At 71.2% G+C, this 25,620-nt stretch carries 22 protein-coding genes and 1 pseudogene; 9 read left to right on the forward strand and 14 right to left on the reverse strand.

Annotated features, from left to right (window positions below):
• Together U4Z31_RS34075 and U4Z31_RS34080 are read right to left on the reverse strand one after the other, a co-directional pair.
• The coding region (locus U4Z31_RS34075; protein ID WP_321812691.1) for an amidohydrolase family protein at positions 1-353 on the reverse strand (353 nt) is incomplete at its 3' end.
• Positions 354-372: 19 nt separating this feature from the next.
• Entirely contained in the window at positions 373-540 is a 168-nt protein-coding gene (locus U4Z31_RS34080; protein WP_044846122.1) for a DUF1427 family protein, read from the reverse strand.
• Between the two features lie 120 nt (positions 541-660).
• Between U4Z31_RS34080 and U4Z31_RS34085 the strand changes: the two genes are divergently transcribed.
• A complete protein-coding gene (locus U4Z31_RS34085) occupies positions 661-1,584 on the forward strand; it encodes a LysR family transcriptional regulator (RefSeq protein WP_321812692.1) in 924 nt (307 codons plus the stop codon).
• Positions 1,585-1,603: 19 nt separating this feature from the next.
• Here U4Z31_RS34085 and U4Z31_RS34090 read toward each other — a convergent pair whose 3' ends face one another.
• A complete protein-coding gene (locus U4Z31_RS34090) occupies positions 1,604-2,290 on the reverse strand; it encodes a hydrolase (protein ID WP_124489484.1) in 687 nt (228 codons plus the stop codon).
• A 282-nt stretch (positions 2,291-2,572) separates the two neighbouring features.
• On the opposite strand from U4Z31_RS34090, the gene U4Z31_RS34095 reads away from it, so the two are divergent.
• The 4 genes from U4Z31_RS34095 to U4Z31_RS34110 are packed head-to-tail and all read left to right on the forward strand — an operon-like array spanning position 2,573 to position 5,786.
• Entirely contained in the window at positions 2,573-2,833 is a 261-nt protein-coding gene (locus U4Z31_RS34095) for a XapX domain-containing protein (protein ID WP_044846125.1), read from the forward strand.
• A 10-nt stretch (positions 2,834-2,843) separates the two neighbouring features.
• Positions 2,844-4,424, forward strand: a complete 1,581-nt coding sequence (locus U4Z31_RS34100) for a sodium:proton antiporter (protein WP_321812693.1) — start codon at positions 2,844-2,846, stop codon at positions 4,422-4,424.
• A 60-nt stretch (positions 4,425-4,484) separates the two neighbouring features.
• Entirely contained in the window at positions 4,485-4,877 is a 393-nt protein-coding gene (locus U4Z31_RS34105; protein WP_059467735.1) for an OsmC family protein, read from the forward strand.
• A gap of 24 nt (positions 4,878-4,901) precedes the next feature.
• Positions 4,902-5,786, forward strand: a complete 885-nt coding sequence (locus U4Z31_RS34110; protein ID WP_044846128.1) for a pirin family protein — start codon at positions 4,902-4,904, stop codon at positions 5,784-5,786.
• 104 nt (positions 5,787-5,890) lie between these two features.
• Here U4Z31_RS34110 and U4Z31_RS34115 read toward each other — a convergent pair whose 3' ends face one another.
• Genes U4Z31_RS34115 through bcsB form a run of 9 tightly spaced genes read right to left on the reverse strand, consistent with a single transcriptional unit; the run spans position 5,891 to position 20,665 of the window.
• On the reverse strand, positions 5,891-6,085 hold the full coding sequence (locus U4Z31_RS34115; RefSeq protein WP_044846129.1) for a hypothetical protein: 195 nt from the start codon (positions 6,083-6,085) through the stop codon (positions 5,891-5,893).
• Complete coding sequence (bcsG, locus tag U4Z31_RS34120; RefSeq protein ID WP_321812694.1) at positions 6,067-7,620, reverse strand: cellulose biosynthesis protein BcsG; 1,554 nt, start codon at positions 7,618-7,620, stop codon at positions 6,067-6,069. Before bcsG ends, U4Z31_RS34115 begins: the two co-directional genes overlap by 19 nt.
• 27 nt (positions 7,621-7,647) lie before the next feature.
• The gene (gene bcsA / locus U4Z31_RS34125; protein ID WP_321812695.1) at positions 7,648-10,185 is read right to left on the reverse strand and encodes a UDP-forming cellulose synthase catalytic subunit; all 2,538 of its coding nucleotides are present in this window, start codon (positions 10,183-10,185) and stop codon (positions 7,648-7,650) included.
• A complete protein-coding gene (gene bcsQ / locus U4Z31_RS34130) occupies positions 10,182-10,970 on the reverse strand; it encodes a cellulose biosynthesis protein BcsQ (RefSeq protein WP_044846131.1) in 789 nt (262 codons plus the stop codon). The genes bcsA and bcsQ overlap by 4 nt, the downstream gene beginning before the upstream one ends.
• Positions 10,967-11,176, reverse strand: coding sequence for a hypothetical protein (locus U4Z31_RS34135; protein WP_044846132.1), 210 nt, complete (start codon positions 11,174-11,176; stop codon positions 10,967-10,969). The genes bcsQ and U4Z31_RS34135 overlap by 4 nt, the downstream gene beginning before the upstream one ends.
• Positions 11,173-13,173: a cellulose biosynthesis protein BcsE gene (bcsE, locus tag U4Z31_RS34140; RefSeq protein ID WP_321812696.1), complete on the reverse strand. Its 2,001-nt coding sequence runs from the start codon at positions 13,171-13,173 to the stop codon at positions 11,173-11,175. Before bcsE ends, U4Z31_RS34135 begins: the two co-directional genes overlap by 4 nt.
• 8 nt (positions 13,174-13,181) lie before the next feature.
• A complete protein-coding gene (locus tag U4Z31_RS34145; protein ID WP_321812697.1) occupies positions 13,182-17,117 on the reverse strand; it encodes a cellulose synthase subunit BcsC-related outer membrane protein in 3,936 nt (1,311 codons plus the stop codon).
• The gene (gene bcsZ, locus U4Z31_RS34150; protein WP_321812708.1) at positions 17,102-18,331 is read right to left on the reverse strand and encodes a cellulose synthase complex periplasmic endoglucanase BcsZ; all 1,230 of its coding nucleotides are present in this window, start codon (positions 18,329-18,331) and stop codon (positions 17,102-17,104) included. Before bcsZ ends, U4Z31_RS34145 begins: the two co-directional genes overlap by 16 nt.
• 6 nt (positions 18,332-18,337) lie before the next feature.
• Positions 18,338-20,665: a cellulose biosynthesis cyclic di-GMP-binding regulatory protein BcsB gene (gene bcsB / locus U4Z31_RS34155; RefSeq protein ID WP_321812698.1), complete on the reverse strand. Its 2,328-nt coding sequence runs from the start codon at positions 20,663-20,665 to the stop codon at positions 18,338-18,340.
• A gap of 518 nt (positions 20,666-21,183) precedes the next feature.
• Here bcsB and U4Z31_RS34160 point away from each other — a divergent pair.
• Positions 21,184-22,206: a sensor domain-containing diguanylate cyclase gene (locus U4Z31_RS34160; RefSeq protein WP_044848432.1), complete on the forward strand. Its 1,023-nt coding sequence runs from the start codon at positions 21,184-21,186 to the stop codon at positions 22,204-22,206.
• A 138-nt stretch (positions 22,207-22,344) separates the two neighbouring features.
• Here the strand turns inward: U4Z31_RS34160 and U4Z31_RS34165 are convergent.
• A pseudogene (locus U4Z31_RS34165) lies at positions 22,345-22,599 on the reverse strand (class I SAM-dependent methyltransferase family protein); the annotation flags it as partial.
• Positions 22,600-22,886: 287 nt separating this feature from the next.
• Entirely contained in the window at positions 22,887-23,492 is a 606-nt protein-coding gene (locus U4Z31_RS34170; RefSeq protein WP_321812699.1) for a CDP-alcohol phosphatidyltransferase family protein, read from the reverse strand.
• Positions 23,493-23,715: 223 nt separating this feature from the next.
• Between U4Z31_RS34170 and U4Z31_RS34175 the strand changes: the two genes are divergently transcribed.
• The 3 genes from U4Z31_RS34175 to U4Z31_RS34185 are packed head-to-tail and all read left to right on the forward strand — an operon-like array spanning position 23,716 to position 25,535.
• The gene (locus tag U4Z31_RS34175) at positions 23,716-23,940 is read left to right on the forward strand and encodes a hypothetical protein (protein ID WP_321812700.1); all 225 of its coding nucleotides are present in this window, start codon (positions 23,716-23,718) and stop codon (positions 23,938-23,940) included.
• Entirely contained in the window at positions 23,937-24,569 is a 633-nt protein-coding gene (locus tag U4Z31_RS34180; protein WP_124489497.1) for a lysophospholipid acyltransferase family protein, read from the forward strand. The genes U4Z31_RS34175 and U4Z31_RS34180 overlap by 4 nt, the downstream gene beginning before the upstream one ends.
• A 36-nt stretch (positions 24,570-24,605) precedes the next feature.
• Positions 24,606-25,535, forward strand: a complete 930-nt coding sequence (locus U4Z31_RS34185) for a phosphatidate cytidylyltransferase (protein WP_044848429.1) — start codon at positions 24,606-24,608, stop codon at positions 25,533-25,535.
• Positions 25,536-25,620: the final 85 nt, after the last annotated feature.

Consider the following 25,620-nt stretch of genomic DNA (forward strand, 5'->3'; position numbering starts at 1 on the left):
CCGACCACGCGCACCCATTGCGGCGCGGGCGTGATCGCCACCTGCCGCTTGAGCATGTCCATTGCAACCGCGAGCGACGGCACGCCGTCCCAGCGCAGCTCCATGTTGTAGTTCAGGCCACCACGAATCACGTGGCAGTGGTTGTCGATCAGGCCGGGCAGCGCGCTGCGGCCGCCGAGATCGACGACCTTCGTCGCGCGGCCCGCGAGCGGCATCACGTCCGCGTCGCTGCCGACCGCGACGAAGCGGCCGTCCTTGATCGCGACGGAGGTCGCGACGGGGTTCGCGCGGTCGAGGGTCGTGAATCGTCCGTTGTGGAGGATCAGATCCGGTTGAGTGTCGGGTACGCTCATCAATATGTCCTCGATGCAATCAGAAACCGAGCCAGTGACGGACCGGTGCAACGGCCGCCACGCCGATCAGCATGCCGGCCAGCCCGACCAGCGCGATCAGCGGCGGTGCGGGCGAGCGCACCTTGATCACGCTGTACACGACGCCGACCAGCACGCCGGCGCCCAATGAAACCAGATACGATTCCATACGTCCCTCCCGACTGAATTAGAATGTGCCGCATTACCGCCCGGGGGCCGGGCGCCGTGCGCCTGCGGCCCGATCCGCTGCCGTCCCGTCCGCTTCACTTCGCCGCCACGCTTTCCAGCCATGCAACATCTGCCCGACCTCGAAGCCTGGGCCATCTTCGCGCGGGTCGCGGAGACCGGTTCGTTCGCCAAGGCCGCCGACCTGCTCGGCATCACGCAACCGACCGTGTCGAAGGCGATCGCGCGCCTCGAAAAGCGCCTCGGCGCGATGCTGCTGTACCGTACGTCGCGCAAGCTGTCGCTCACACCGACCGGCGAACTGCTGCGCGATCGTGCGATCCGGCTGCTCGCCGACGCCGAACTGATCGAGGACGAGGCATCCGCGCACGCGCTCGAACCGCACGGCCTCGTGCGCGTGAACGCACCGATGTCCTACGGCCTGTGCAATCTCGCGCCGCTGCTGCCCGCGTTTCTCGAACGCTATCCGCGCGTCGACGTCGACCTCGTGCTGACCGACAACTTCGTCGACATCGTGTCCGGCGGCTTCGACGTCGCGATCCGGATCGCCGAACTGAGCGATTCGTCGCTGCGCGCACGCCGCCTGTGCGCGGTACGCCGGCCGCTCGTCGCGTCGCCCGCGTATCTGGACCGGCACGGCCGGCCGACCCATCCGAGCGAACTCGCCCAGCACGTGTGCCTGACCTACACGAACATCCCGATGCCCGAATACTGGCGCTTTCGCCATACGACGTCGGGCGACGAATTCGGCGTGCCGGTGCGCGGGCGCATCCGTGCGAACAACGCCGACGTCCTCTGTCCCGCGCTGATCGCCGGCCACGGCATCGCACTGCAGCCGGCGTTCCTGGTATGGAATGAACTGCAAAGCGGTGCGCTCGAGGAAGTGATGCACGACTGGAAAATCCCGGACCTCAACGTCAACCTCGTCACACCGCCCGGCATGCTGCGTGCCGCGCGCGTGACGGCGCTGCTCGAGTTCCTCGTCGAACATCTGTCGCACGCGCCGTGGGCACTGCCGCCCGTCTGAGCGGGCGGCCCGCGACCCGTTACTTCGCCGGCACGGCCGGGATCGACTCGTGCGGCGTCGCGGTGCGCTGCGCCGCCTTGTGGACCATCGTGTACGCGTAGTCGACGCCCATCCCGTACGCGCCCGAATGCTCCTTCGCGATCGCCATCACGGCGTCGTAGGTATCGCGGCGCGCCCAGTCGCGCTGCCACTCGAGCGCGACCTGCTGCCAGGTGACGGGCACGACGCCGGCCTGGATCATCCGCTGCATCGCGAAGTCGTGCGCATCCTTCGACGTGCCGCCCGACGCGTCGGCGACCATGTAGATCTCGTAGTCGCCTTCGAGCATCGCGCAGAGCGCGAACGTCGTGTTGCAGACTTCGGTCCACAGGCCGGAGACGACCACCTTCTTGCGACCGTTCGCGGCGAGCGCGTCGCGCACCTTCTGGTCGTCCCACGAGTTCATCGACGTACGTTCGAGCGTCTTCTGGTTCGGGAACACGTCGAGCAGTTCGGGATAGGTGTAACCCGAGAAGCTGTCGCTTTCGACGGTCGTGATCGTGGTCGGGATGTTGAATGCTTTCGCGGCCTTGGCAAGCCCGACGACGTTGTTCTTCAACGTCTGGCGATCGATCGACTGCACGCCGAATGCCATCTGCGGCTGCTGGTCGATGAAGATCAGCTGGCTGTTCTGGGGGGTGAGGACTTCAAGCTTCGGGTTGCTCATGGCGCGTATCATCCTTTGGACAGGAAACGTTTAAGGCTTGCCTCGATCGGAAACCGAGAGGAGCCGACTGTGCGTTACCCCGGATCTGCGTCTTCCGGTTGCAGCCATTTAATCGGAAAAGCCGCGGCTCGAACATCCAAGAAATGGAATCGATCGAATTCCGAAAGAGGGGCTCTCCAACGGCTGTCCGCCCTTTTGTTCCACACGTAAACCCGATACGCTTCCAGCACGTTGAAGGCGCGCCCTTCGCCCCCGATCAGCCTATCACGAGAGGTTTTCATCATGAAGCCGTATTTTCTGTCGCTGTTCGCAGGCATCCTCGCCGGCGTCATCTACGGTGCGCTCGGCGTGAATTCGCCGGCACCGCCGATCATCGCGCTCGTCGGCCTCCTCGGCATGCTGGCCGGCGAACAGATCCTGCCGCTCGCGCGCCGGATGCTGGCCGGCTATCGGCTGAATACCGCGTGGCGCGATGCACAATGCAGCCAGCACATGTTCGGCGCGCTGCCGGGCGCCGCCGCGAACGATCGCAAGCCGTCGTGATGCAAGACTCATGACCAACGTCGAGCTGTTCCACTACCTGCTGCTGTTGATCTGCGGCGCGGGCGCGCTCACCTGGCTCGCGGAGCGCGTGTCGATCCCGCCGGCCGTCGTGCTGCTGCTCGGCGGCTGCGTGGTGGCCATCGCCGGCAAGCGCACGCCCGACATGGATCCGGCGCTGCTGCTCGTGGCCGTGCTGCCGCCGCTGCTGATGTCGAGCGGCTTCTATACGGCATGGAAGGAATTCCGCCACGAGCTCGCGTCGATCGCGTCGCTCGCGCTCGGCGCGGTGGTGTTCACGACGGTTGCGGTCGCGCTCGCCGTGCATGCGGCCAATCCGGCGCTGCCGTGGGCCGCGTGCTTCACGCTCGGCGCGATCGTGTCGCCGCCCGACGCGGTCGCCGCGAAGGCGATCCTGCAGCGCCATCCGCTGCCCGCGCGGCTCGTCGCGGTGCTCGAAGGCGAAAGCCTCGTCAACGATGCATCGGGCCTGCTGCTGTACCAGATGGCCGTCTCGGCCGCGCTCGCCGTCACGATCACGACCGCGAGCGCCACCGGCCTGTTCTTCTCGCTCACGCTGATCGGCATCGCGGTCGGCCTCGCGTGCGGCCATGCGATGTGCTGGGTGCTGCAGCGCCTGCGCGAGCCGATGCTCGGGATCGTCGTGACCTTCGCGATGGCGTGGGGCAGCTACGGCATCGCGGAAGCCGTGCACGGTTCGGGCGTGCTGTCGGTCGTGACCTGCGGCCTCGTGCTCGGCGTGCGCCAGCATCGCGTGTTCGGCGCCGACATGCGGATCAAGGCGAAGGCGACCTGGGAAGCGATCGTGTTCGTGCTCGACGCGCTCGTGTTCATCCTGATCGGCCTCGCGCTGCACGCGATCCTCGCCGGCGTGAACCACGAAGGCGCGGTGCTGATGGCCGGCCTGCGCGTCGCGCTGCCGGCCACCGCCGCCGCGATCGCCGCGCGCGTCGTGTGGGTGTTCGTCGCGATGTGGCTGCCGGGCCGCCTGCGCGCGCCGCGCGCGGGCCATGCGCGGTGGTCGTGGCGCGAGGCCGTCGTGCTCGGCTGGTCCGGCATGCGCGGCGTCGTGAGCCTCGCGGCCGCGATCGCGCTGCCGGGCAACTTCCCGGGGCGCGACCTGATCCTGTTCAGCACGTTCCTGCTGATCATCGCGACGCTGGTCGTGCAAGGCGGCACGCTCGCGCCGCTGATCCGCGTGCTGAAGCTGCGCCCGGCCGCGCGGCACACGATGTCCGAGCATGCCGTGCGCGCCCACACGTTCGGCGCGGCGCTCGCCGAACTCGATGCGCGCGAGCAGCGCGGCACGCACCTCGAACGCGCATCGCTCGACCGGCTGCTGACCGAATACCGCAGCCGTGTCGCGTTCAACGAACGCGCGCACCGCGACGGCGCGGAACCGGCGGACGTGCGCGCGCGGATGCTGCGCGTCGAGCTCGAGCTGGTCGGCGTGTCGCGCGATGCGCTGCTCGATCTGCATCGCGACGGCCGGGTCGACGACGCGGTGCTGCACCGCATAGAATCCGAGCTGGATTTCGAGGAACTGCGGCTGCAGCGCCTGCTCGAACCGTAACGTCCGGCCTGCCCGGCCCTCGCCGGCCGGCCCGTCTCCCCTTCCCCACATGGAATTGCAATGAGCGAACTGTCCGTCGAAGCGAGCATCGGCTCGGTCGATTACCTGGTCCATTTCACCGACGGCGTCCATCAGTGGCGCGCCGACGAACCGGCGTCGCTCGGCGGCGGCGATACCGCACCGACGCCGGTCGCGCTGCTGCTGTCGAGCCTCGGCGCGTGCACCGCGATCACGCTGAAGATGTACGCGCAACGCAAGGGCTGGCCGCTCGCCGAAGTGCACGTGAAGCTCGCGCACGAATCGGGCAGCGCGGGCAGCACGATCGTGCGCCGCATCACGCTCGACGGCGACCTGACCGACGAGCAGCGCGAGCGCCTGCTGCAGATCGCGAATGCGTGCCCGGTGCACAAGATCCTCACGCACCCGATCACGATCGATACGGCCATCGCCTGACCCACCGGATACGAGAGACCCACCATGTCCGCATCGATCAAGACCCTGCTCACGCCGCGCGAGAGCGACATCGGCAACCTCGTCGTGCGCCGCGTGCTGCCCGCGCGCGCCGCGCGCCTCGTCGGCCCGTTCATCTTCTTCGACGAGATGGGGCCGGCCGTGCTGCCGGCCGGCAGCGGCATCGACGTGCTGCCGCATCCGCACATCGGCCTCGCGACCGTTACCTACCTGTTCGACGGCACGCTGATGCATCACGACAGCCTCGGCTTCCGGCAGAAGATCGTGCCCGGCGACGTGAACTGGATGACGGCCGGGCGCGGCATCGTCCACTCGGAGCGTTCGCCCGACGAGGACCGTCCGCATGAACAGCCGGTGCACGGAATCCAGACCTGGGTCGCGCTGCCGGTCGAGCACGAGGACACCGCGCCCGCGTTCGTGCATCACGCGGCCGACACGCTGCCGTCGTTCACGCGCGACGGCGCGCACGTGCGCGTGATCGCGGGCACCGCGTTCGGGCTCACGTCGCCGGTCGCGGTGTTCTCGCCGACGCTCTATGCGTATGTGGAATTCGCCGCGGGCGGGCAGCTCGCGCTCGACGCGGAACACGACGAGCGCGGCGTGTATCTCGTCGACGGCGACCTCACGATCGACGGCACGCCGCTCGCCCCCGCGACGATGGCCGTGCTCGAACCCGGCACGAACGTCGCGCTCGCCAGCGCGAACGGCGCGCGCGTGATGCTGCTCGGCGGTGCGCACCTGCCGGGCGAGCGGTTCATCGAATGGAATTTCGTGTCGAGCGAGCGCGCGAAGATCGAGGCGGCCCGCCACGCGTGGGCGGAGCAGACCTTCGGCAAGGTGCCGGGCGAGGAAAACGAATGGACGCGCCAGCCGGAGCGCCGCGCGCAGTGAGCCCGCGGTGAGCCCGCGGTGAGCCCGCAGTGAGCCCGCGGTGAGCCGATAGCGGTCGGCGCATCGATGCAGCGCGGCCGGCATTCACGCCGGCCGCCTTGCGTTTACGGCTTCAATCCCATCAGCTTCGCGAGCACGGGCCAGCGCTCGAGCGATTCGACGAATGCGCGCCGCGCCTGCTCGTCGACGTAGCGGGCCGGATCCAGCGCGGGCAGGTGCCGCGCGAGGCCGAGCACGTCGTTCGGTTGCGACAGGCGATCGTCGTCGCCTTCGCCGATGTTTACTGTTCGTCGATCCATACGCCGTCCGGAGTCTTCACCGCATAGCCGGTGCTCGTCTGCAGCGTCACCGTGCCTTCGTTCTCGCCGACCATCCGCGTGCGCGGCAGGTCGGCCGCATATTGCGCAAGCGTCGCGCCCGGCTTGAACGGGCTGTTCGACACGAGGTTCGACAGCAGCTGCGCGAGCGCGAGGAAGCTCGTCGGCTGGTCGATCACGGTCGTCGTGCCGTGATTGCCGGTGAAGCCGACGAGCCGCACGCCGACCGGCCCGTGGACGACGCGCGGCGTCGGGATCTCGCGCAGGCCGGCCACCTGGTTCTTGTCGCCGCGCAGCGCGGCGCCGTGCTCGGGCACGAACACGATCACCGCGCGCCGTCCCGACTGCGCGATCAGGTCGGCGAGCCGGTCGAAGTCGTTCATCATCCGGGTCACGCGCTGCGGATACGAATCGATGCTGGTGAGCGAGCTGCCCACCACACGGTTGCCGTCGTGCAGGCTGATCGTGTTGTAGTACAGCGCGACCGGGCCCGGCACCGACGCGCGCTGCGCGTACCAGTTCGCGAGCGTGCCGTAGTCGTCCTTGATCGCCGAGCCGTCGAACGCATGCATCGCGACCGGGGCGGCGGCGTTCGAGATCATCGGCGCGTCGGGCACGCCGATGTTGTCGTGAACGACCTGCAGGAAGTTGTCGAAGTGCCCGTCGTGGTTCAGCAGCGACTGCACCGTGTAGCCGGCGGACGCGAGTTGCGAAAACAGGTGGCACTGCTGCGGCGCGGGCTTGTACAGGTCCGCGTGCGCTTCCTGCCCGCAGCTCGCGCGCAGCACCCGGATCGCGGCCGGGCCGCTGTAGCTCGCCGCCGTGCTGAAGTTGTTGAACAGGTAGTCGAAGTGACTCAGCATCGGGTGATTGCGCACCTTCGCGGCATCGAGGTCGTCCCACGACAGCGAGCACACGTGCAGCACGATCACGTCGAACTGCGCGGCCGGATCGTTGCCGAGATGACCGAACGCGACCTGCCGCTGCGACTCCTGCGCGCGGAACGTCGCGAGCGCCGCGTTGTGGTCCTCGGGCTGGCCGGCCCGCCCGCCCGTCGCGTCGGCCTGCTGCGGGAGCGGCGCGACGACGCGCGCCATCAGCCCGTTGCCGGCCTGCCACAGCGGCATCACGACCAGCGCGGCGAGCACGAAGGTCGCGACGCGCACCCAGCGGTTGACGATGAAATAGACGATCAGCACGCCCGCCACGGTCAGCACCAGCAGCGGCGGCAACAGGCGCGGCAGCAGCTCCATCCAGTAGTCGACACGGAACGTGCTGACCTCGCGCGCGGCATCGACAAGGCGCGCGAGCGGCGGCGCATGCAGTTCGCGCGCAAGGAGCGGCACCGCGATCGCGAGCGCGGCGAGCTGCCGCACGATGCGCCACGCGCGCGCGCGGATCGGCGCGCTCGCCGCGAGGGCCAGCGCGAACGCGAGGTTCGCGAGCCACAGCGGCTGCAGATGGCCGGTCGCGAACAGCGCGAACTTCAGGATGAAATACAGATTCCAGAACGTCATCTAAACCACTCCGTGATGGGCGCCGCGTCAGTCGCGCGCCCGATCGAGCTTCGGTGCCAGCATCGACTGCACGCCGCGCGCCGCACCTTTCCACATCCGTACGTAACCGTCCAGGCCCACGCGCAGCACTTCCTTCAGCCCGCGCAGCGGCGTGTCCGCGCGCGCGCTCGCGTGCCAGTCGAGCCACGCGTCCGCGCGGCCGAACGTGCACTGCACGAGCTGGCGCTCCTGCTCGAGCGTCAGCGCCTCGAAGCTCACGCCGACGTGGGTCGGCGTCACGCGGCTCACGCGCACCGGGAACGGGAACGGCCGGTCGCCGCGCGTCACGCATACCGTCAGCGTGTCGCCGACCGCGAGCGGCAGCCCCGGCACCGCTTCGAGGCCGAGGCCGCCGGTCGAGTAGTCGCTCGTGAAGCATGCGGCAGTCGAGCCGTCGGCGAGCAGCAGCGTCGCCGGCACGCGCATCGCGATCCGGTGCGTGACACGCACCTGCTTGGTCTCGCGCGCGACGGCCATGGCCGCGCCGAGCATCGCGAGGTTGTAGACGGTCCAGCCGAGCGTGATCAGGATCGTCGACGCCTCGTCGCCCTGGTCGGCCACGAGCCGCCACAGGCCGGCCGCGATCGCGAGCACGTTCAGCGCGAACAGCACGAGGTACGGCTTCGACGTCGACCAGTCGACGTAGCCTTCGTCGATCTTGCCGCCCTTGTCGGTCACGTTGAACTTGCCGTGCTGCGGGCTGAAGAACGCGACGGTGGTCGGCAGCGCGATGTACCACGCGAGCACCGATTCGTAGACCTCGGCCCAGAAAGAGTGGCGATAGCGGCCCTGCATCCGCGAGTTCGCGACGTTCGCGAGCACCAGGTACGGGATCACGTAGCTCGCGAGCGCGACCGACGACGCATTGATGAAGTACAGGTGGAAGAACAGGTACGCGAGCGGGATCGTCAGGAACACGAGCCGCGGGATCCCGTAGAAGAAATGCAGCATCGCGTTGCCGTAGCAGATCCGCTGGATGAAGCCGAGCCCGCGCCCGAGGAACGGATTGTCGATGCGGAAGATCTGCGCCATCCCGCGCGCCCAGCGCGTGCGCTGCTTCACGTGGCCGGCGAGGCTCTCGGTCGCGAGGCCTGCCGCCTGCACGGTCGGCAGGTACGCCGACGTGTAGCCGCGGCGGTGCAGCTTGAGCGCGGTGTGCGCGTCCTCGGTCACGGTCTCGACCGCGACGCCGCCCACCTCCTCCAGCGCGGTGCGCTTGAGCACCGCGCACGACCCGCAGAAGAACGTCGCGTTCCACAGGTCGTTGCCCGACTGCACGAGCCCGTAGAACAGGTTGCCCTCGTTCGGGATCTCGCGGAACGTGCCGAGGTTGCGCTCGAACGGATCAGGCGAGAAGAAATGGTGCGGCGTCTGCACCAGCGCGCATTTCGGGTCGCGCAGGAACACGCCCATCGAGGTCTGCAGGAACGAGCGCGTCGGCACGTGATCGCAGTCGAAGATCGCGATGTATTCGCCGTGCGTCTTCGGCAGCGCACGGTTGATGTTGCCGGCCTTCGCGTGGCGGTTGTCGTCGCGCGTCAGGTAGCCGATCCCCGCCTCGCGCGCGAACGCCTCGAACTCGGGGCGCCGGCCGTCGTCGAGCAGGTACACGCGCAGCTTGGCCGCCGGCCAGTCGATGCTCTGCGACGCGAAGACGGTCGGTTTCACGACCGACAGCGGTTCGTTGTAGGTCGGGATGTAGACGTCGACGCTCGGCCAGGTGTCCGGGTCGTCGGGCAGCGGCACGATCGGCCGGTCGAGCGGCCACGCGGTCTGGACGAAGCCGAGCAACAAGATCATCCACGTATAGGCTTCGGCGCCGTACAGCAGGTAGCCGGCGAACGCCTCGACGGGGCTGCGGAAATCGAGTGTCTGGGTCGTGCGCCACCACACGTAGCGGACCGTGGCGAGCAGCGCGAGCGACGCGAGCGCAAGCGTCGGCAGATGGCCCGGCAGGCGGCGCAGCGCGAGCGCCAGCACCGCGACGATCGCGAAGAACGCGAACTGCGCGCCGGGCATCAGCGGCGACATCCCGGCCGCGGCCCACATCAGCGCGCCGGCGATCAGCAGCAGCGGCGCGAGCCAGCGGTGCCGGCCGACGCCGTGCGCGCGCGCGTCGAGCCAGCCGCCCCAGCGGGCCCACGGCAGACGCGCGAGCAACGCGTCGAGGCGCCGGCCGAGCGCGCGCGCCGCGACGTAGGCCGGCACGACGAACGTGTCGAACCACGCGAGCGGATCGCGCGCGGGCCGGCCATCGGCTGCGCGCGGCGCGCGCACGATCGCGCGCCACAGCCATTCGCGCGGGCTCAGCGGCTGCAGCACGCCCCACTCCCGCGCGAGCCACAGGAAGGCGATGCGTGCCCGGCGGCGCACGGGATCGGGCCGGCCGGGCGGCGGCGCGTGGAAGAACAGCCGCACGAGCCAGTCGAGCAGCGTGCGCTCGGCCGGCAGCCCGATCCCGCGCGCGCACCAGTCGGTCGCGCGCCGGGCCGCGGCACGCCAGCGCGACGCGAACCCGGCCTTCATCGCCGCGCTCCCGTGCGGCCGGCCGCGGCCGCCGCGAGCCACGCGTCGACCCAGTTCGCGACGCCGTTCAGGTCGTGCGACGCCTGCGAATACGGCGCGTCGTCGAAGATCCAGCTGCCACGTGCGAGCGTTTCGGGCACGGCCGCATCGACGTGAATCCGCTGCTCGAGCATCGACGCCGGTCCCGCGACCGCGCGCAGCATCGCGAGCGCATCGCGCTGCATGTCGCGCGCCGGGTTCAGCCGGTTCACGACGATCTGCAGGTCGCCGCCGCCGGCCCGCAGCGCGTCGAGGCGCGCGGCAACGGTCGCGCACGCGGCCGGTTCGGGCGGCACGACGACGAGCGTCAGGTCCGCGCGGCGAATCGCCTGCTCGGCCTGCGGCGACGGATAGCGCGCGGTGTCGACCAGCACGACGCCGTCAGGCGGCAGCGCGATCTCGTCGAGCGCGCGCGACAGCCAGGCCGGATCGGCCGCGAGCCGCGCATCGCAGGCGGCGGCGCCCGCCGCGTCGACCTGCCCGTACGGGACGAACAGCACGCCGTCGGCATTGCGCCACGTATGCGCGTGCCACGGCGCGGCGTTACCCGGGTCACCGAGCAGGCTGTGCGCGAGCCCGTGCTCGGCCAGCGTGTCGAGACCGAGCGTCGCGCCCATCAGGTTCTGCGCGTCGAACTCGACCGCGACGACCGGCCGGCCGCGACGGGCGAGCAGCACCGCGAGCGCGCCGGCGAGCGTCGTGCGGCCCGCGCCGCCGGTCGTCGACGTGACGGCGATCGTCTTCATGGCGCGGCCTCGCCGGCGTGGTCGGCATCGGGCAGCAGGCGCCCGCGCAGCGCGACCGGCACGAGTTCGCACGGCACCGCGTCGCGCCGCTGCAGCCCGCGCGGCGCATGAAAGCCGCGGCCGAGGCCCAGGTGCTGCGCGACGAGCCACACCGGCACCGCGATCGCGATGCCGACGATGAATCCGATGACGAGTTCGGCGATCATGCGCCCTCCGGCTTGCGCAGCGGCATCGCGCTGCGGATGGCGCCGCGCGTGTGCGCGACGGGAAATGCAGGAAATGCCGGCGCATCGCCCGGCATGTCGGCGGCCGGCGTCGCATCGTCGGCGTGAACCGCATGCGGCGGCGCATCGACGTGCCCGGCGGCCACACCGCCCGCGGCGGCCGCGCCGCCCTCGCCGGCCACGGTGCCGTCGGCGCCCGGTTCGGCAAGCGCCGCGGCATCCGCCGCGCGTTCGGCCGGCCCGCGTGCCGCATCCGCCGGCTGCGCCGTCGCGAACAGGTCGCTGTAGTCGGCGATCGGCGCGCGCCGGTTCTCGGCCTTCAGCGCATCGAGCTCGGTGTCGATACTGCCCTGCCCGAGACACACGACGCGATCGGACAGCGTCTCGACCGGCACGTCGAAGATACGCGCGAGCGCATCCTCGGCATCGGCCGGCTCGCACGCGAACAGGAACACGTACAGGTGCCCGGCATCGGCCGTCACGACGTCGCCCGCGCGGCGCGGCCGGCAGTGCCGCAGCGCATCGACGTGCGACACGCCGGGCAGCAGCGCGATCTTCGCGAGCGTATGCGGCAGCGCGAGCACGGCGCCGCGATCGAGCACCGCGCGAATCCGCAGGCAGAACGCGCCGACCGGCAGGTAGCCGAGCACCGAATCGCCGAGCGCGGCCGCGAGCGCCGCGCGATAGTCGGGCGCGACGGGCCGCGCATAGAGCTGCCCGCGCAGCGCGTGCACGGCCGCATGCATCCGCGTCACCGGCAGGTCGCGCGCGACGACGCGGTTCGCGCCGACGCTCAGCACCAGCATCTCGAACTGCTGGCGCAGCACCTCGCCGCGCTCGACCACGGCGATCTTCAACGCGCCGCCGCATTGCCGGCGCAGCGTGTGAACGGCCGCGCACAGCGTCTCGAGCTGGGCATGCGAGCGGAACGCCAGCACCGCGGTCGCGGCCTGCGCGCGTGCGCAGGCGGCGACGACCGCCGCGTTGTCGTCGACGATTTCCCAGTCGGCCGGCACGCGGCCGCCTTCGTCGAGCACCGCGCGGCTGACGACGACGCGATCCTCGTCGGTCGCGAGCTTCATCCGGCGCAGCGGTTCGGCGGCGGCGCCGTCGACGACCGCCGCGAGCCGGCCGCCCGGCGCGAAGCGCAGCGGCCGCACTTCGCCGGCCGCGAGCGTCTCGCCCGCGCGCCAGAAATCGACGACCCACAGCAGCTCGCCGTGCGTGCGCTGCAGCTGCGCGACGCCCGCGCACACGCCGTGAAAGCCGCTGCGCGGCGCGCGATTCGCGTCGCGCACGAGCGGCGGATCATCGGTGTCCGGATCGGCGCCGGTGCGCACGATCTCGGGATCGACCAGCAGCACCAGCGCGATCCGGTGCGTGCGGCACCAGTCGGCGAGCGCGTGCGCTTCTTCCGCGAGCGCCGTCGGATCGTCCCAGCTGAACCAGCGTTGCGCGCCTTCGATGAAATACAGCGAGCGCGCGCGAAAGCCGTAGCGCTTCATCGCGCGCAAGCCGCCCGTGAGCCGCGCGAACGGACCGGGCGCGGCACGGCGCGGCGCACCGGGTTCGCGCGCGGCATCGCCGTCGGCCGCCGCGGGCGCGGGCGGCATCGCCAGCACGTTGAGGTTGCGCGGCCAGCCGGCCGGCTGCGCGCCGCCCGAGAAACCGCGCGCCTGCAGCTGCGCGGCAACGCGCGCCGCGGCGCGCGACAGCACGACCGTCACGTCGCGCGTGCGCGACTGCCGCGCGCTTTCCCACACCAGCGCGTCGCACGCCGGCGTGCCGGCGGCGGCATAGATCGCGTACAGGCCGCCCGCTTCCAGCTGCGTCCACGTGTCGGGCAGCCCGTCGATCGCGAGCCGGCTCAGCGGGCCGGCGCGGCCGCCGGCCGGCCCGGTGCGCAGCAGCGCGCGCAGGCGGCCCAGCAGGCCGGCGGCGCCGAGCGCGGGACGGGTTGCATCGAGTTCCGTATTCACGCGTTCCCCTAGTAATCCGAATAAAGCCGCACCGGCGTCGGCGTGACGAGCCAGCTGCGCGCCGCGCGTGCGTCGAACGCATAGCGCAGGTACACGAGCGCCGAACTCGGCGCGTAGTCGTGCGACCGGTCGACATGCAGTTGCGCGCCGACGCTCAGGTGCGGATTCACGCGATACTCGACGATGCCGTTCACGCCGTACGAGAACGACACGCCGCGCGTCGAACTGCCCGCGTAGACGAGCCCCGCCGCCTCCTGCGCGGCGCGCTGGTCCGCGAAGGTCGGGTAGAACAGCGAATCCTTCTCGTAGCTGTTCGAGATCCCGCCCGTGACGGTCAGGTCCCACGACAGCGCGTCGCGCCGCCCCGCCCACTCGAGCGGCACGCCGAGCGACAGGTAGCGCTGCGGGCTGTAGTAGCCGCCCTGCCCGTACGTGTAGTAACGCAGGTTCTGCGCGTAGTGCCACGCATTGCCGACGAGCCCCGTGCTCACCTTCATCGTCGCGCGTTCGTACACGGGCACCGTGAAGCCCGAGCGCAGCGTGACTTCCGCGTTGCGCTCGACGTTGCGGCCGGACAGCACGCCCGCGCCGAGTTCCGCGAACAGGTTCACGCGGCCGACGTCGAGCGCCGCGCGCAGGTTCACGCCGTCGCGCCGCACGCCGCCCCACACCGCGCCCGTCCACGGATCGCGCATCCCCGCATACGACAGCACGCTGCTCGTTTCCGGCCGGCGCGACGCGTTCACGGTGAAGCTCGCCGGGCCCGCGTCGAAGCGGTAGCGCACGCCGCCGACCAGGTAATGCACCGGGAAGCCGAGCGGCGACGTGCCGAGATCGACGCGCCACGCATCGGTGCGATAGCCGGCGCCGAGCGCGACGCCCGTCATCGGCTGGTGCAGGTCACCCTGCGGATGCGCGATCAACGCGGCGGCCTGCTGGTTCAACGGCGCCAGCGACGAGCCGGCCAGCGCGTTGAGCGCGCCGTAGGTGCCGAAGGTCTTCAGCGAATACGCGTTCGGGTCGCTCGTATCGAGCGTGCCGGCATCCAGATGCACGGTGTCGAGCTGCAGGAACGCGTGCCCGTCGTAGCGCACCGGCATCTGCGCGTAGATCGGCACCTGCTGCGCGCGGTACGCGGAAATCCCTTCGTCGCCCGACTTGTACGCGGGCAGCCAGCCGATCTCGATCTCCGGATCGCGCCGCTGTTCGAGATCCGCGAACGCGGCCTGCGCGGGCGTGCGGCCGTCGCGGCCCGGGCTCACGCCGCTCGTGCGTTCCTGCGACAGCGACAGCCGGTACAGCGACGCGGCATCGTCGTAGCGGCCCTGCGCCTCGGCCACGCGCCCGGCGGCAACCGTCACGTCGGCGCGCGCCGGATACGCGGCCTGCAGCGGGTCGATCACCTGCGCGGCTTCGTCCGGGCGGCGCAGCGCGTTCAGCCGGCGCACGACCGACAGCCGCGTATCGACGTCGTCGTCCGGCGTGCGCGCCAGCACGGCCTGCACGCGCGCGAGCGCGGCCGCGCGCTGGCCGCTGTCCTCGTCGATGCGCGCGAGCGCGAGCTGCGTGTCGGCATCGTCCGGCGTGCGCGCGATAACGGGCGCGAGCGCGTCGCGTGCCGCGTCGTAGTGACCTTGCGCGCGTTCGAGATCGGCCAGCTCGAGTGCGTAGCGCTTGTCCGCGCGGCCGGCCGGGCTCGCGCGATCGAGCAGCGTGCGCGCGCGCGCATAGTCCTGCTGCGCGATCGCGTCGTCCGTCCGGCGCAGCACGAGCCGCAGCGACTGACCCTCGATGCGCGCGGTCTGTGCCGGCGTCAGCGCCGGTTCGCGGCGCAGCGTGTCGAGCCACGCGGCGAGCGCGTCGTCGCGCCCCGCGCTGCCGAGCAGGTCGCCGTAGCGCAGCCGCACGTCGGGATCGGCCTCGCGCGGATGCGCGGCGATCCAGTCGCGCAACGGCGCGAGGCCGCGCTCGGGCTCGCCCGCGTCGATCCACTGCGCGCCGATCGCGGCCAGCATGTCGGGATCGTCCGGCGCGCTCGCCTGCGCATGCGCGAGCGACGCGGCAAACGCCGCGCGATCGCCGCGGCCGAGCGCGCCGCGCGCGTCGGCCAGCGCGCTTTGCGCGTCGAGCTTGCGGGCGAGCGCACGCATGCCGTCCGAGCGCTGCGCATCGTCGACACCCGCGAGCGTGGCCTGCGCGCCGGCGACATCGTCGAGCGAGTTGCGATACAGCGCGGTCGCATAGCGCATCTCGGGCGTATCGCTTTGCGCAAGCCCATCATCCATCACCGTGCGGCCGAGCTGCGGCAGCCCCATGTCGCGATACAGCCGCGCGAGCGCGAAACGCGTCCACGGTGCGTCGGGCGCCGCGCGCACGGCCGCTTCGTAGCGTTGCACGGCCGGCCCGCGTTCGCCCTTGTCGGCGAGCGCGCGCGCCTGGCTCGCGAGCAGGTCGGCGCGCAGCCCGTCGAGTGCGCGGCGATCGTCGCTGCCCGTCACGCGGCCTTGCAGCGCGTCGAGCAGCGGGCCGACGCGGTCCGCGCGGCCGGTGTTCTCGTACAGCATCGCCGTGCCGCGCACCGCCGACACGTTCGGCGAACGTGCGGCCAGCAGTTCGCGCAGCAACGGCTCCGCGCGCGCCCAGTCGCGCTGCGCGAGCAGCGCATCGGCGAGCTGCAGCTTCGCGTCCGGGCTGTCGGGCTGCATCGCGAGGGCGGCGCGCGCCGCGCGCTCGGCATCCTGCGGCCGCCCGGCCGACGCCGCCGCGCGGCCTTGCGCGAGCAGCCCCCAGAACTGCGCGGTACGCGCGAGGCTCTGCCACTTGCCGCGCTGGTCGCTCGACAGCGCCGCGGCGCGCGTGAAGAGCGCACGCGCTTCGTCGTGCCGGCCTTCGCGCAAGCGCAGCAGGCCGAGCCCGCCGAGCGCATCGGCGTCGCCGGCGCGCGCTTGCGCGGCGCGCGCGAGCAGCGGATCGGCACCGGCCAGGTCGCCGCGCGCGAGCGCCTGCAAGCCGCGCTGCTGCGCGATGTAGTCGGGGTCGCGTTCGAGCCGGCGCTGCGCGTCGCGCTGCCGGTCGAGTTCGGCGCTGCGATCGCGGAATTCGGTGTCGTCCGGCACCAGCGCGAGATACGCGTGCAGCGCATCGAGATACGCGGGATCGCTGCCGGCGGACTGCAGCACGCGCCGCCACACGGCCATCGCTTCCGTGTGATCGGCGTCGGCGCGCTTCGCGAGCGACCATGCAATGCGGTTCGCTTCCGCGCGCGTATCGGCGCGCTGGTTCAGCAGCCGCGCGAGCGCGAGCGCCGCGCTCGTGTCCTGCGGGTCGGCCGCGACCGCGCGGCGCAACGCGACGAGCGCCGATTCTCGGCCACCCGGCGCATTCGCGACGATCTGGTAATACTCGGCGCCGAGCGCGCCGGACGGCGCGCCGTTCGGGAACAGCGCGACGATCCGCCGGGCCGCTTCGTCGGCGCGGCCGCTGCGCGCGAGCAGCCGGATCTGCGCCATCTCGCCGCGCCCGCTCGTCGCGACGCGGTATTCGTCGGCCGCGCGCCGCGTGCCGGGCGCCGCGGGCGCGCGGGCCTGCAGGCGTGCCAGCGCGGCCTGCGCGCCTTGCGCGTCGCCGAGCCGCAGCAGCACCCGCATCTGTTCCGCGAGCAGTTCGGGATCGTCCGGCGCGATCAGGAGCCCCTTGCGCAGCGCGTCGCGCGCGAGGTCGTCGCGATGCTTCGCGCCCCACATGCGGGCGGTCGCGAGCTGACGCTGTGCATCGGGCAGGTCGGTCGTGGCCGACGCTGGCGCCGAGATGGCCTTCGGCGCGACGGTTTTTGGCAACACGGGCGCGGGTGTGGCGACGGCGGCCGGCGCCGCCGCCGTGACCGACGACGCGAGCCACGCGAACCCCGCGACGCGCGGTGCGGTGCGCTTCATCGGGCCGCGCATGAACGGTCCTCCCAGCGCGCAGCGAGCGAACCGTCCGCGCCGAACCGGTAGCGGCCGTCGCGCCAGCCCAGGCCGAACAGCGTCAGCACGCTCGTGTAGTAGCCGGGCGCCGCCTGGCGGGCGAGCCCGTCGACACGGGCCGCCTGCGCATCGGCGAGCGCATGCTGGCCGCGCGCGTCGAGGAACGGCACGGCCGCCGCGGAGAACCCGCCGTTGCCGTCGTTCGGCCCCGCGACGCCGGTCGTCGTGTCGACCTTCTCCGGCGGCGCGCCATGCGCGGCGATATGGTCGGCGAACGGCGCGAAACGCGCGAGCAGCGGCGCGGCAAGCGGATCGGCGCGATCGAGCATGCCGGCCCACAGGTACACGCGGATCGCGTTGTACGCGCTTTCCGCATGGGTCTGGGGATCGGGGCCGAAGCCCGCGCCCGCGCGATACAACGCCCAGTCCGGCGAGAAGCCCTTCGGCGCGGTGTCGAGCAGCACGCGGCCGGTACTGGCCGCGAGCGCGGCCCAGCGGCGCTCGTCGGGCAGGCGCGCGGCGAGCCCGCGGATCACCTGCGGCGGCGAATAGCTCGGGTTCACGCGCCATTGGCCATCGGCCAGCTTGAACCCGGTCGGCCCGGGCAGCAGCGTGAGGCCGAGGCCCGGCACGCTGGCCGTCTCGTCGTCGAGCACGCGCTTCGCGAGCAGCGCGCCGCGCGCGGTGTAGCTGCGCTCGTGCCACAGCCGCCCGGCTTCGACGAGCGTGTAGGCAATCCAGAGATCGGCATCCGACGCCGCGTTCGCATCGAGCACGCGCCACGTGCCGTCCGGCGCGCGGCCCCACAACCACGCCGGCAGCCGGGCGCTCAGGTCGCCCTGTGCGAGGTTGTTCTCGGTCCATGCGAGGATCGTGTCGAACGTGCGTCGGTCGTTCGCGACGAGCGCGAAGAACAGTCCATACGCCTGCCCCTCCGATACCGTGCGCGAATCGGCCGAGCCGACGTCGATCACGCGGCCGTCGGCCGACACGAAATCGCGCTTGAACGCGTCCCAGCGCGGCCACGCCGCGCCGCACCGCACGTCGGCCGCACCGCCTTGCGCCGCCTGCGCGCGCCCGGCCGTCCCGGCTACCCCGGCCGCTGCGCACGCCGCCGCGACGGCCAGCACGAGCGTCGTGCCGCCCCGCCGCGCCGGCCGCGCTGCCCGTCGCCTTGCGAATGCCCAAGCCATCATCCGTTACATCCCCCGGCGGCGCGCGGCGATTTTCTGCAGCACGCTGAACACGCCGAGCGCGAGCAACAGCCCCGCGACGACGCCGACCACGCCGAGCGCCACCGGGTACCGCGCCGCCTGCGTCCAGACGCGCGCATACCACGGCACGAAACCGACCACGTACGGATCGCCGACGCGCAGGCTGTCGACCTGTCCCGGCCGCACCAGCGCGAGGTCGCCCTGCAGTTGCGACACGAGGCCCGGCTTCTCGAAGACGTCCAGCAGGTCGGCCAGGCGCGTCTGGTCGGTCGCGGTCAGCGCGACGACGCTGCGGCCGTGGCTACCCGGCAGTTCGAACCCGGCGAGCGCGGCGAGCGCGCCCGTCTGTTCGATATGCGCGCCACCGTCGGCCATGCCGACGCCATTGCGCCAGCGCTCCTTCACCGAGAACGCGACACGCGTCGCGCCCGTGCCGGCCTGCTGGTCGATCGCCAGCGGCAGCGCCGCGCGCCAGTGCGACAGCAGCGGCGACGCGGGCGAGCCGTCGATCACGAGCAGGTCCTTGCGGCCCGCCAGCGCGGCGACGTCGGCGGGCCGCGCGACCTGCACGCGCAGCGCCGGGAAGCCGGTCCACTGCCCCATGTGGCCGAGCATCGTCAGATAGGCTTCCAGCTCCTGCGGCGACGGCCGGTCCGGGATCACGACCGCCGTCTGCGACAGGTCGGCGAAGCGCGTGAACGGGAAGCCGCTGTTCGCGAAGAATGCGAGGTTCGGCAACTGCGCGTAGTGGACGAAGTGCGAGAAGTCGATCGTCGAATCGGGATCGATCGCCGCGCGCTGCGGCTCGGTCGCGGTGCTCGAGCAGAGCCCCGTCTTCTGCGAATCGAGCGTGAAGCGGAACTGCAGCTGGTTGCCGCTGCCGACGCGGAACGCCGGGATGTCGACATCGCTCGTCACGCGCCCTTCCGGCACCGCCAGCAGCGGCAGCTGCATGCGCCCGCGCGCGTCTTCGGCATGGGCCGGCCCGAGGCGGTACGACTTCACGAGCTGTTCGTTGATCTCGACGGCGAGCGTCGAGTTGTCCTGCACGGTCGGCGCCGTGTAGCGGTAGCGCAGCGTGATCGGCACGCCCGAGCCGTTCCACGAATGCAGGTCGGCCGGCACCCGCAGGTTCAGCCGGATCGCGTCCGGCGACGTGCCGCGCACTTCGAGTTCGCGCGGATCCGACACCAGTTCGCGGAACGCGATCGGCCGGTTCACCGGCAGCCAGCGCGGGGCGTCGTACGGCTTGCGCGGCGCGCCGAGATCGACGTGCGCGACCGTCGCCGCCGGGCCCGACAGCGCCGCGCGGCCGAGCACGAGCGCCGCGACCGCATCGTCGACCTCGGCTGCCGTGCGGCCCGTCACGACCAGCAGCTTGCGGCCCGGCGCGGCCGGGTTGTCGGCGACGGCGAGCAGCGGGCCGTTGACCGACGGCAACGCGAGGCCGGCCGGCAAGGTCGCGGCCGTGCCGACCACCACCGCCTGGTCGTCGGCCGGCAGCGTCGCCGCGACCGGGAAGCGCGCCTGCCGGTAGTCGGCCTGCGCGCCGAACCACGACGCGAGCACGCCGGCGCTGCGCAGCGTCGCCGAGTCGGGCGACGCCGGCAGCACGAACGGCAGCCGCAAGCGCCCGTTGTCGCGCCGGTCGAAGAACGGCGCGGGCAGCAGCGCGAGATCGTTCGGCAGGCGCACCGGCGACTCGTCGAGGATCAGCTCGCTCGTCGGGCTCACGTCGGCCCACAGCGCCGAGCTCGACGGGTCCTCGCAGTGATCGAGCGAGTAGTGCGCGATCAGGCGCAGGCCGATCTGGTTGAAATCGGAGAAGTAGCGCGGATCGATCGGGATGTCCTGCGTGACCGTGCGGCCCGCGCGCGTCGCGTCGAACGGGACGGTCGCGACCACCTCGTCGTTCACCGAAACCTTCAGGTGCGACATCGGGAACACGAGCGACGGCGAATACGCATAGGTCAGGCGCAGCCGCGCGCCGGTGACCACGCGGTCGAGCCGCACGCCCGCATGGATCGTGCGTGCATCGTCGGCGCCGCGCAGGTGCACCGGATCGAACGCGCCGAGCGACGCGAACGGCAGGTGCACGGTCGTCGCCGGCAGGCCGGCGGGCGTCGCGCCGGCGGCGCTCGATGCGGCCGCGCCGCTGGCAAGCGCCGGCGTGGCCGGGCTGCCGGCGGACGCCGAAGCGGCCGCCGAAACGGATGCCGACGCGACCGGCATCGGCGCGGCCGACAGCGCGGCCGCATGAAACGCGCCGAACGTGGCGAGCGACAGGACGAACAGCGACACGGCCGGCTTCATGCGCGGCTCCGCATCGTCGTGGTCGTCCGGTGATCAAGCGCGCCGCGATCGACGCGCCCAAAGCAGCTATGCCCGTGAGTGCACATCCCCACTGCTTCCCCTCAAAGTCTGGCCTGAATGCATGTATCGAAACGACGCGGCGCATTCTTCCGCTGCCGGTCCATCGGACGGTGCGCGCCTGGCACCGGCGCTCGCACATTCGTCACACTATCTCAAAATCAGGACAAAACTCACCCTGATTCGCGCTGACGAAGCGAAAAACAACTCAATACGGTCGGAAATGCTGCGTGCGGCGACTGAATGGCAAGAATTACGCCGTTGCTGCCGGCCGGACCGATCGGCATACTGCCGACGCTGCCGGATCGGCGAACCGTCGCGCCGGCGAACCGTCCGGATACCGGATACCGGATGCCGGATGCGACCCCTTGCGGGCCGCCCGGAACGCGCTGCCGCGTGGGCGGCGCGTATGCTACCGCAAGCCGGCGCCGCGTGCCGGGCTTTCTTCATGGAAAACTGACTTGGATCAAATCGTCGACACCGCCACCCCGTCCCCCGACACGCTGCTGCGCATCATCGCCACGCAGACCGAGATCGCGAAACTCGGCCTCGACCTCGGCAGCGTGATGGCTTATGTGACCGAGCAGGTGCCGCAACTCACGGGCGCGAGCGGCGCCGCGGTCGAATTCGCCGAAGGCGACGACATGGTGTACCGCGCCGCGTCGGGCTCCGCCGCCGGGATGCTCGGGCTGCGGTTGCGTCGCTCGGGCAGCCTGTCGGGCCTGTGCGTGACGCGCGGCGAATTGCTGCGCTGCACGGATTCGGAAACCGACCCGCGCGTCGATCGCGATGCCTGCCGCCGCGTCGGGCTGCGCTCGATGCTGGTGATGCCGCTCACCCACGCGGACACGACGGTCGGCGTGCTGAAGGTGATGTCGCCGGAGGTCGACGGCTTCTCGGCCGCCGACGCCGGCACGCTGCGGCTCACGGCCGACCTGATCGCCGCCGCGATGTTCCACGCGGCGCGCAACGAGGCGAACGAGCTGTACCTGCGCGCGACGCACGACGCGCTCACCGGCCTGCCGAACCGCGCGCTGTTCTACGACCGCCTGCGCCAGTCGATGCACACGGCGCTGCGCGCGAACGGCCGGCTCGGCATCCTCAACATCGACATGGACGGGCTCAAGCCGATCAACGACGGCTACGGCCACCGCGCAGGCGACGCCGCGCTGCGCGAGGCCGCCACGCGGATGCTGGGCGCCGTGCGGCGCTCGGATACGGTCGCGCGGGTGGGCGGCGACGAGTTCGCGGTGATCCTGCCGAACGTCGGCAGCCGCGACGACATCGACGCGCAGCGCGCACGGCTCGCCCGGCAGGTCGCCGAACCGTTCGAGTTCGAGGGGCAGCCGCTGCGGCTCGGCGTCAGTGTCGGCGTCGCGATGCTGCCCGAAGACGGCACCGACATGAACGCGCTGATCGAGCATGCGGACCAGGCGATGTACGAGGTGAAGCGCACGCGGACGCAGCGAGCGTGCCACGCGTGACGTGCGACGCCCGGCCCGTTCGGCCAGCCGGGCCGCTCGCGCACGGCTGACCGGACTGCGGCACCGCGATCGCCACCCCGACCACGATCCACTGCACGATCGCGACCAGCACGCCGGCGCGGCACAACCCGAGCGCGCTCATGACGCGTCGACCCACTGCGCGAGGCCGACCGTGAAGATGCCCAGCTCGTCGATCCGCTGGTCGAGCTTGCGAAAGCCCGCGCGCGCGACGAGTTCGTCCATCCCGGCCTGCGAGCGGCGGCGCATCACCCAGGTCGCCTCGCCGCGATGATTGTTCAGCGCACGCGCGATGAATTCCAGCCGCGGATGCCACGGCTGTCCGGTGCAGACGAGATAGCCGCCGGGCGGCACCGCCTGTGCGAGCCCGCGCAGCTCGAACGCACGCAGCGGCGCGAGCGCCTGCACGCGGTCACGCTCGCCGAGTCGACGAGGTGCGCGACGCGCGCCGAATGTTCGTGACCGCGATGCAGCAGCACGATCGCGTCGCGGCAGCGCGGGCCCGTCGCGGGCCGGTGACGCTAGAACAGCGTGTCGCCGTCGTGCGTGACAAAGCCGGCCTCGCGGGCCGTGCGTGCGCTCATGCGATCTCTCTCGTTTCGTTATTCGAATCATGCGGCGCCGCCCTCCGGTGCCGGTCCCGCTATGGCCGCCAGCCGCCGTCAGCCGCCCGCTTCGGCGACGCCCGCCTGCACGCGCCGCACCGCCGTCACGATCGACAGCACGATCAGCACGCGCCACAGCCACGCGGCGACACCGCCGACCGGCAGGCCGAAGCCGATCCACAGCGCGAACGCGCCGAGCGCGAGCGCGCGGTCGCTCTTGCCGAACGGGCCGTCGTAGCGGCGCGTCGCACCGGCGAGCGGGCCGATCAGCCCTGCGCATTCGACGATGATCGCCGTCAGCGCGAACAGCCAGACGTCTGCCGGCGCGAACGCGGGAATCGCGAGAAACGGCAGCACGAGCGCGACATCGGACACGATGTCGCCGAGCTCGTTCAGGTACGCGCCGAGCGTGCTCTTCTGCCCGTGCTCGCGGGCGAGCATGCCGTCGATCGCGTTGAGCGCCATCCGCACGAACAGCCAGATCGGGATCAGCAGGAACAGCACGCGGGCGAACACGCCGAGCCCCGCGAGCGCGCCGACGACGATCGAGCCGGCGGCCGCGAACAGCGTGACCTGGTTGGCCGTGACGCCGCGTTCGGCAAGCGAATCCGCGAACGGACGCAGACGGTTCTGGAATTTCGGTTTGAGTGCGTAAAGGCTCATCGTTTTATTGGTTCGGCACGTTCGGATACGTTCGTCGCCGCCATGCGCCGGGCGACGCAACCGCCGGCGGCGGCTTTCGACAGGTGGTCGTAATCGTCGCCGAGCGGCCCCGACGCGTCAAGCCGCGCCCCCGCGCCCGGCAATCTGGCGTTTTCGACGGAAACTCGCGATAATCCGCTGGCCCGTGAGCGCAGCAAATCACTCGAACTGTCGCCGGGCGCTCGTGCAACAGCCGATTATCACGCCGTCGAACGGCGCATTCGCCGCAACGCAACGTCTGCCGGCGCATCGTCCGATGATCGCGGCCCTGCGACAGGCAGCCACGAATTTGAAAAAACTTGAACAATGGCCGTCCGGCGCGCATCCTGCCGCGCCGGCATTCCGGGATTCCGCCCGCCGCGCCCGCGCGGCCGCGCGGGCATGCACGCAGGAGGCGCGGCGCCGATGAACATCCTGAACATCTGGCAGCGCGATTTCCTGCTGTCGATCGTGCGGCTCGTCGCCGGCGCGTATCCGGTCTGGCATCAGGCGCCGCCTTCCCCGACGCAAAAGATCTACTTCTCGAACCACACGAGCCACATCGACACGCTCGCGATCCTCGCCGCGCTGCCGCGCGACGTGCGCGCGGTCGTGCGGCCCGTCGCCGCGCGCGACTACTGGGACAGCGGCGACCTGAAGCGCCACATCGCGCAGAAGCTGCTGAACGTCGTGCTGATCGATCGTCACCGCGAGAGCGGCGGCGACCCGCTGGACCCGGTGCGCGATGCCTTGCGGCAAGGCCACTCGATCATCATCTTCCCGGAAGGCACGCGCGGCGCCGACGTGTTGCCGCAGCCGTTCAAGAGCGGCCTGTTCCATCTCGCGACCGAGTTTCCGAACGTCGCGCTCGCGCCGGTCTATCTGGAGAACCTGCAGCGCATCATGCCGAAGGGCGCGATCTGGCCCGTGCCGCTGATCTGCAAGGTGCACTTCGGCGCGAACGACGCGCTCGGCGCCGGCGAGGACAAACCGACCTTCCTCGCCCGCATGCGCGACGCGATCGTCGCGCTCGCGCCGCCGCAGCGGCCGGCCGGCTGAACGCGGCGCCCTCCTCTCCCTTTTCCGGACCTCTTCATGCGAACTCTCTTCTGGGAACTGGTCGCGGGCGTCACCGGCGTGCTGGTGCTCGCGACCGTGATCGGCGCGATCCTCGGCGCGCGCAGCGGCGGCGCGAGCGCGACCATCGTCAACCTGAACCAGCGCATCCGCGCGTGGTGGGCGATGATCGCGATCATGGTCATCGCGATCAGCCTCGGCAACAACGTCACATATCTGGTGTTCGCGCTGCTGTCGTACCTGACGCTGCGCGAGTTCATCACGCTCACGCCGACGACCGCGAGCGACCATACGACGCTCTTCATCGCGTTCTTCGTCGCGATTCCGGTGCAGTACCTGCTGCTCGGGATCAACTGGTACGGGATGTATTCGATCTTCGTGCCGGTGCACCTGTTCTTCGCGATGTCGCTGGTGTCGGCGCTCACGCAGGACACGCGCGAATTCCTGAGCCGCAACGCGAAGATCAACTGGGCGCTGATGGTGTGCGTGTACGGGCTGAGCCACGCGCCGGCCGTGCTGATCCTCGACATTCCGCGCTACGCCGGGCAGAACGCGCTGCTGCTGTTCTTCTTCCTGTTCGTCGTGCAGATCAGCGACGTGCTGCAGTACGTGGTCGGCAAGCTGTGCGGGCGCCGCAAGATCGCGCCGCAGCTGTCGCCGTCGAAGACGGTCGAAGGCTTCGTCGGCGGCGGCCTGCTCGCGACGCTGTGCGGCGCGTCGCTGTACCGCGTGACGCCGTTCAGCTTCGGCGCGGCGTTCGGGATCTCGCTCGCGATCGTGATCGCGGGCTTCGTCGGCGGCCTCGTGTTGTCGGCCGTGAAGCGCTCGCTCGGCACCAAGGACTGGGGTTCGATGATCGCGGGCCACGGCGGGATGCTCGATCGCGTCGACTCGGTCTGCTTCGCAGCGCCGGTGTTCTTCCATCTCGTGCGCTACCTGTACGTGTGATGCGCGGGCGGCGCGGCATCGCAAGCACTAACGCGTCGGCGGGATGGGAAACCGGCGCGTTCGGCGCATACTGACGCTCATCCCC

This window comes from Burkholderia sp. BCC1985 (assembly GCF_905339915.1).
GTDB lineage: Bacteria > Pseudomonadota > Gammaproteobacteria > Burkholderiales > Burkholderiaceae > Burkholderia.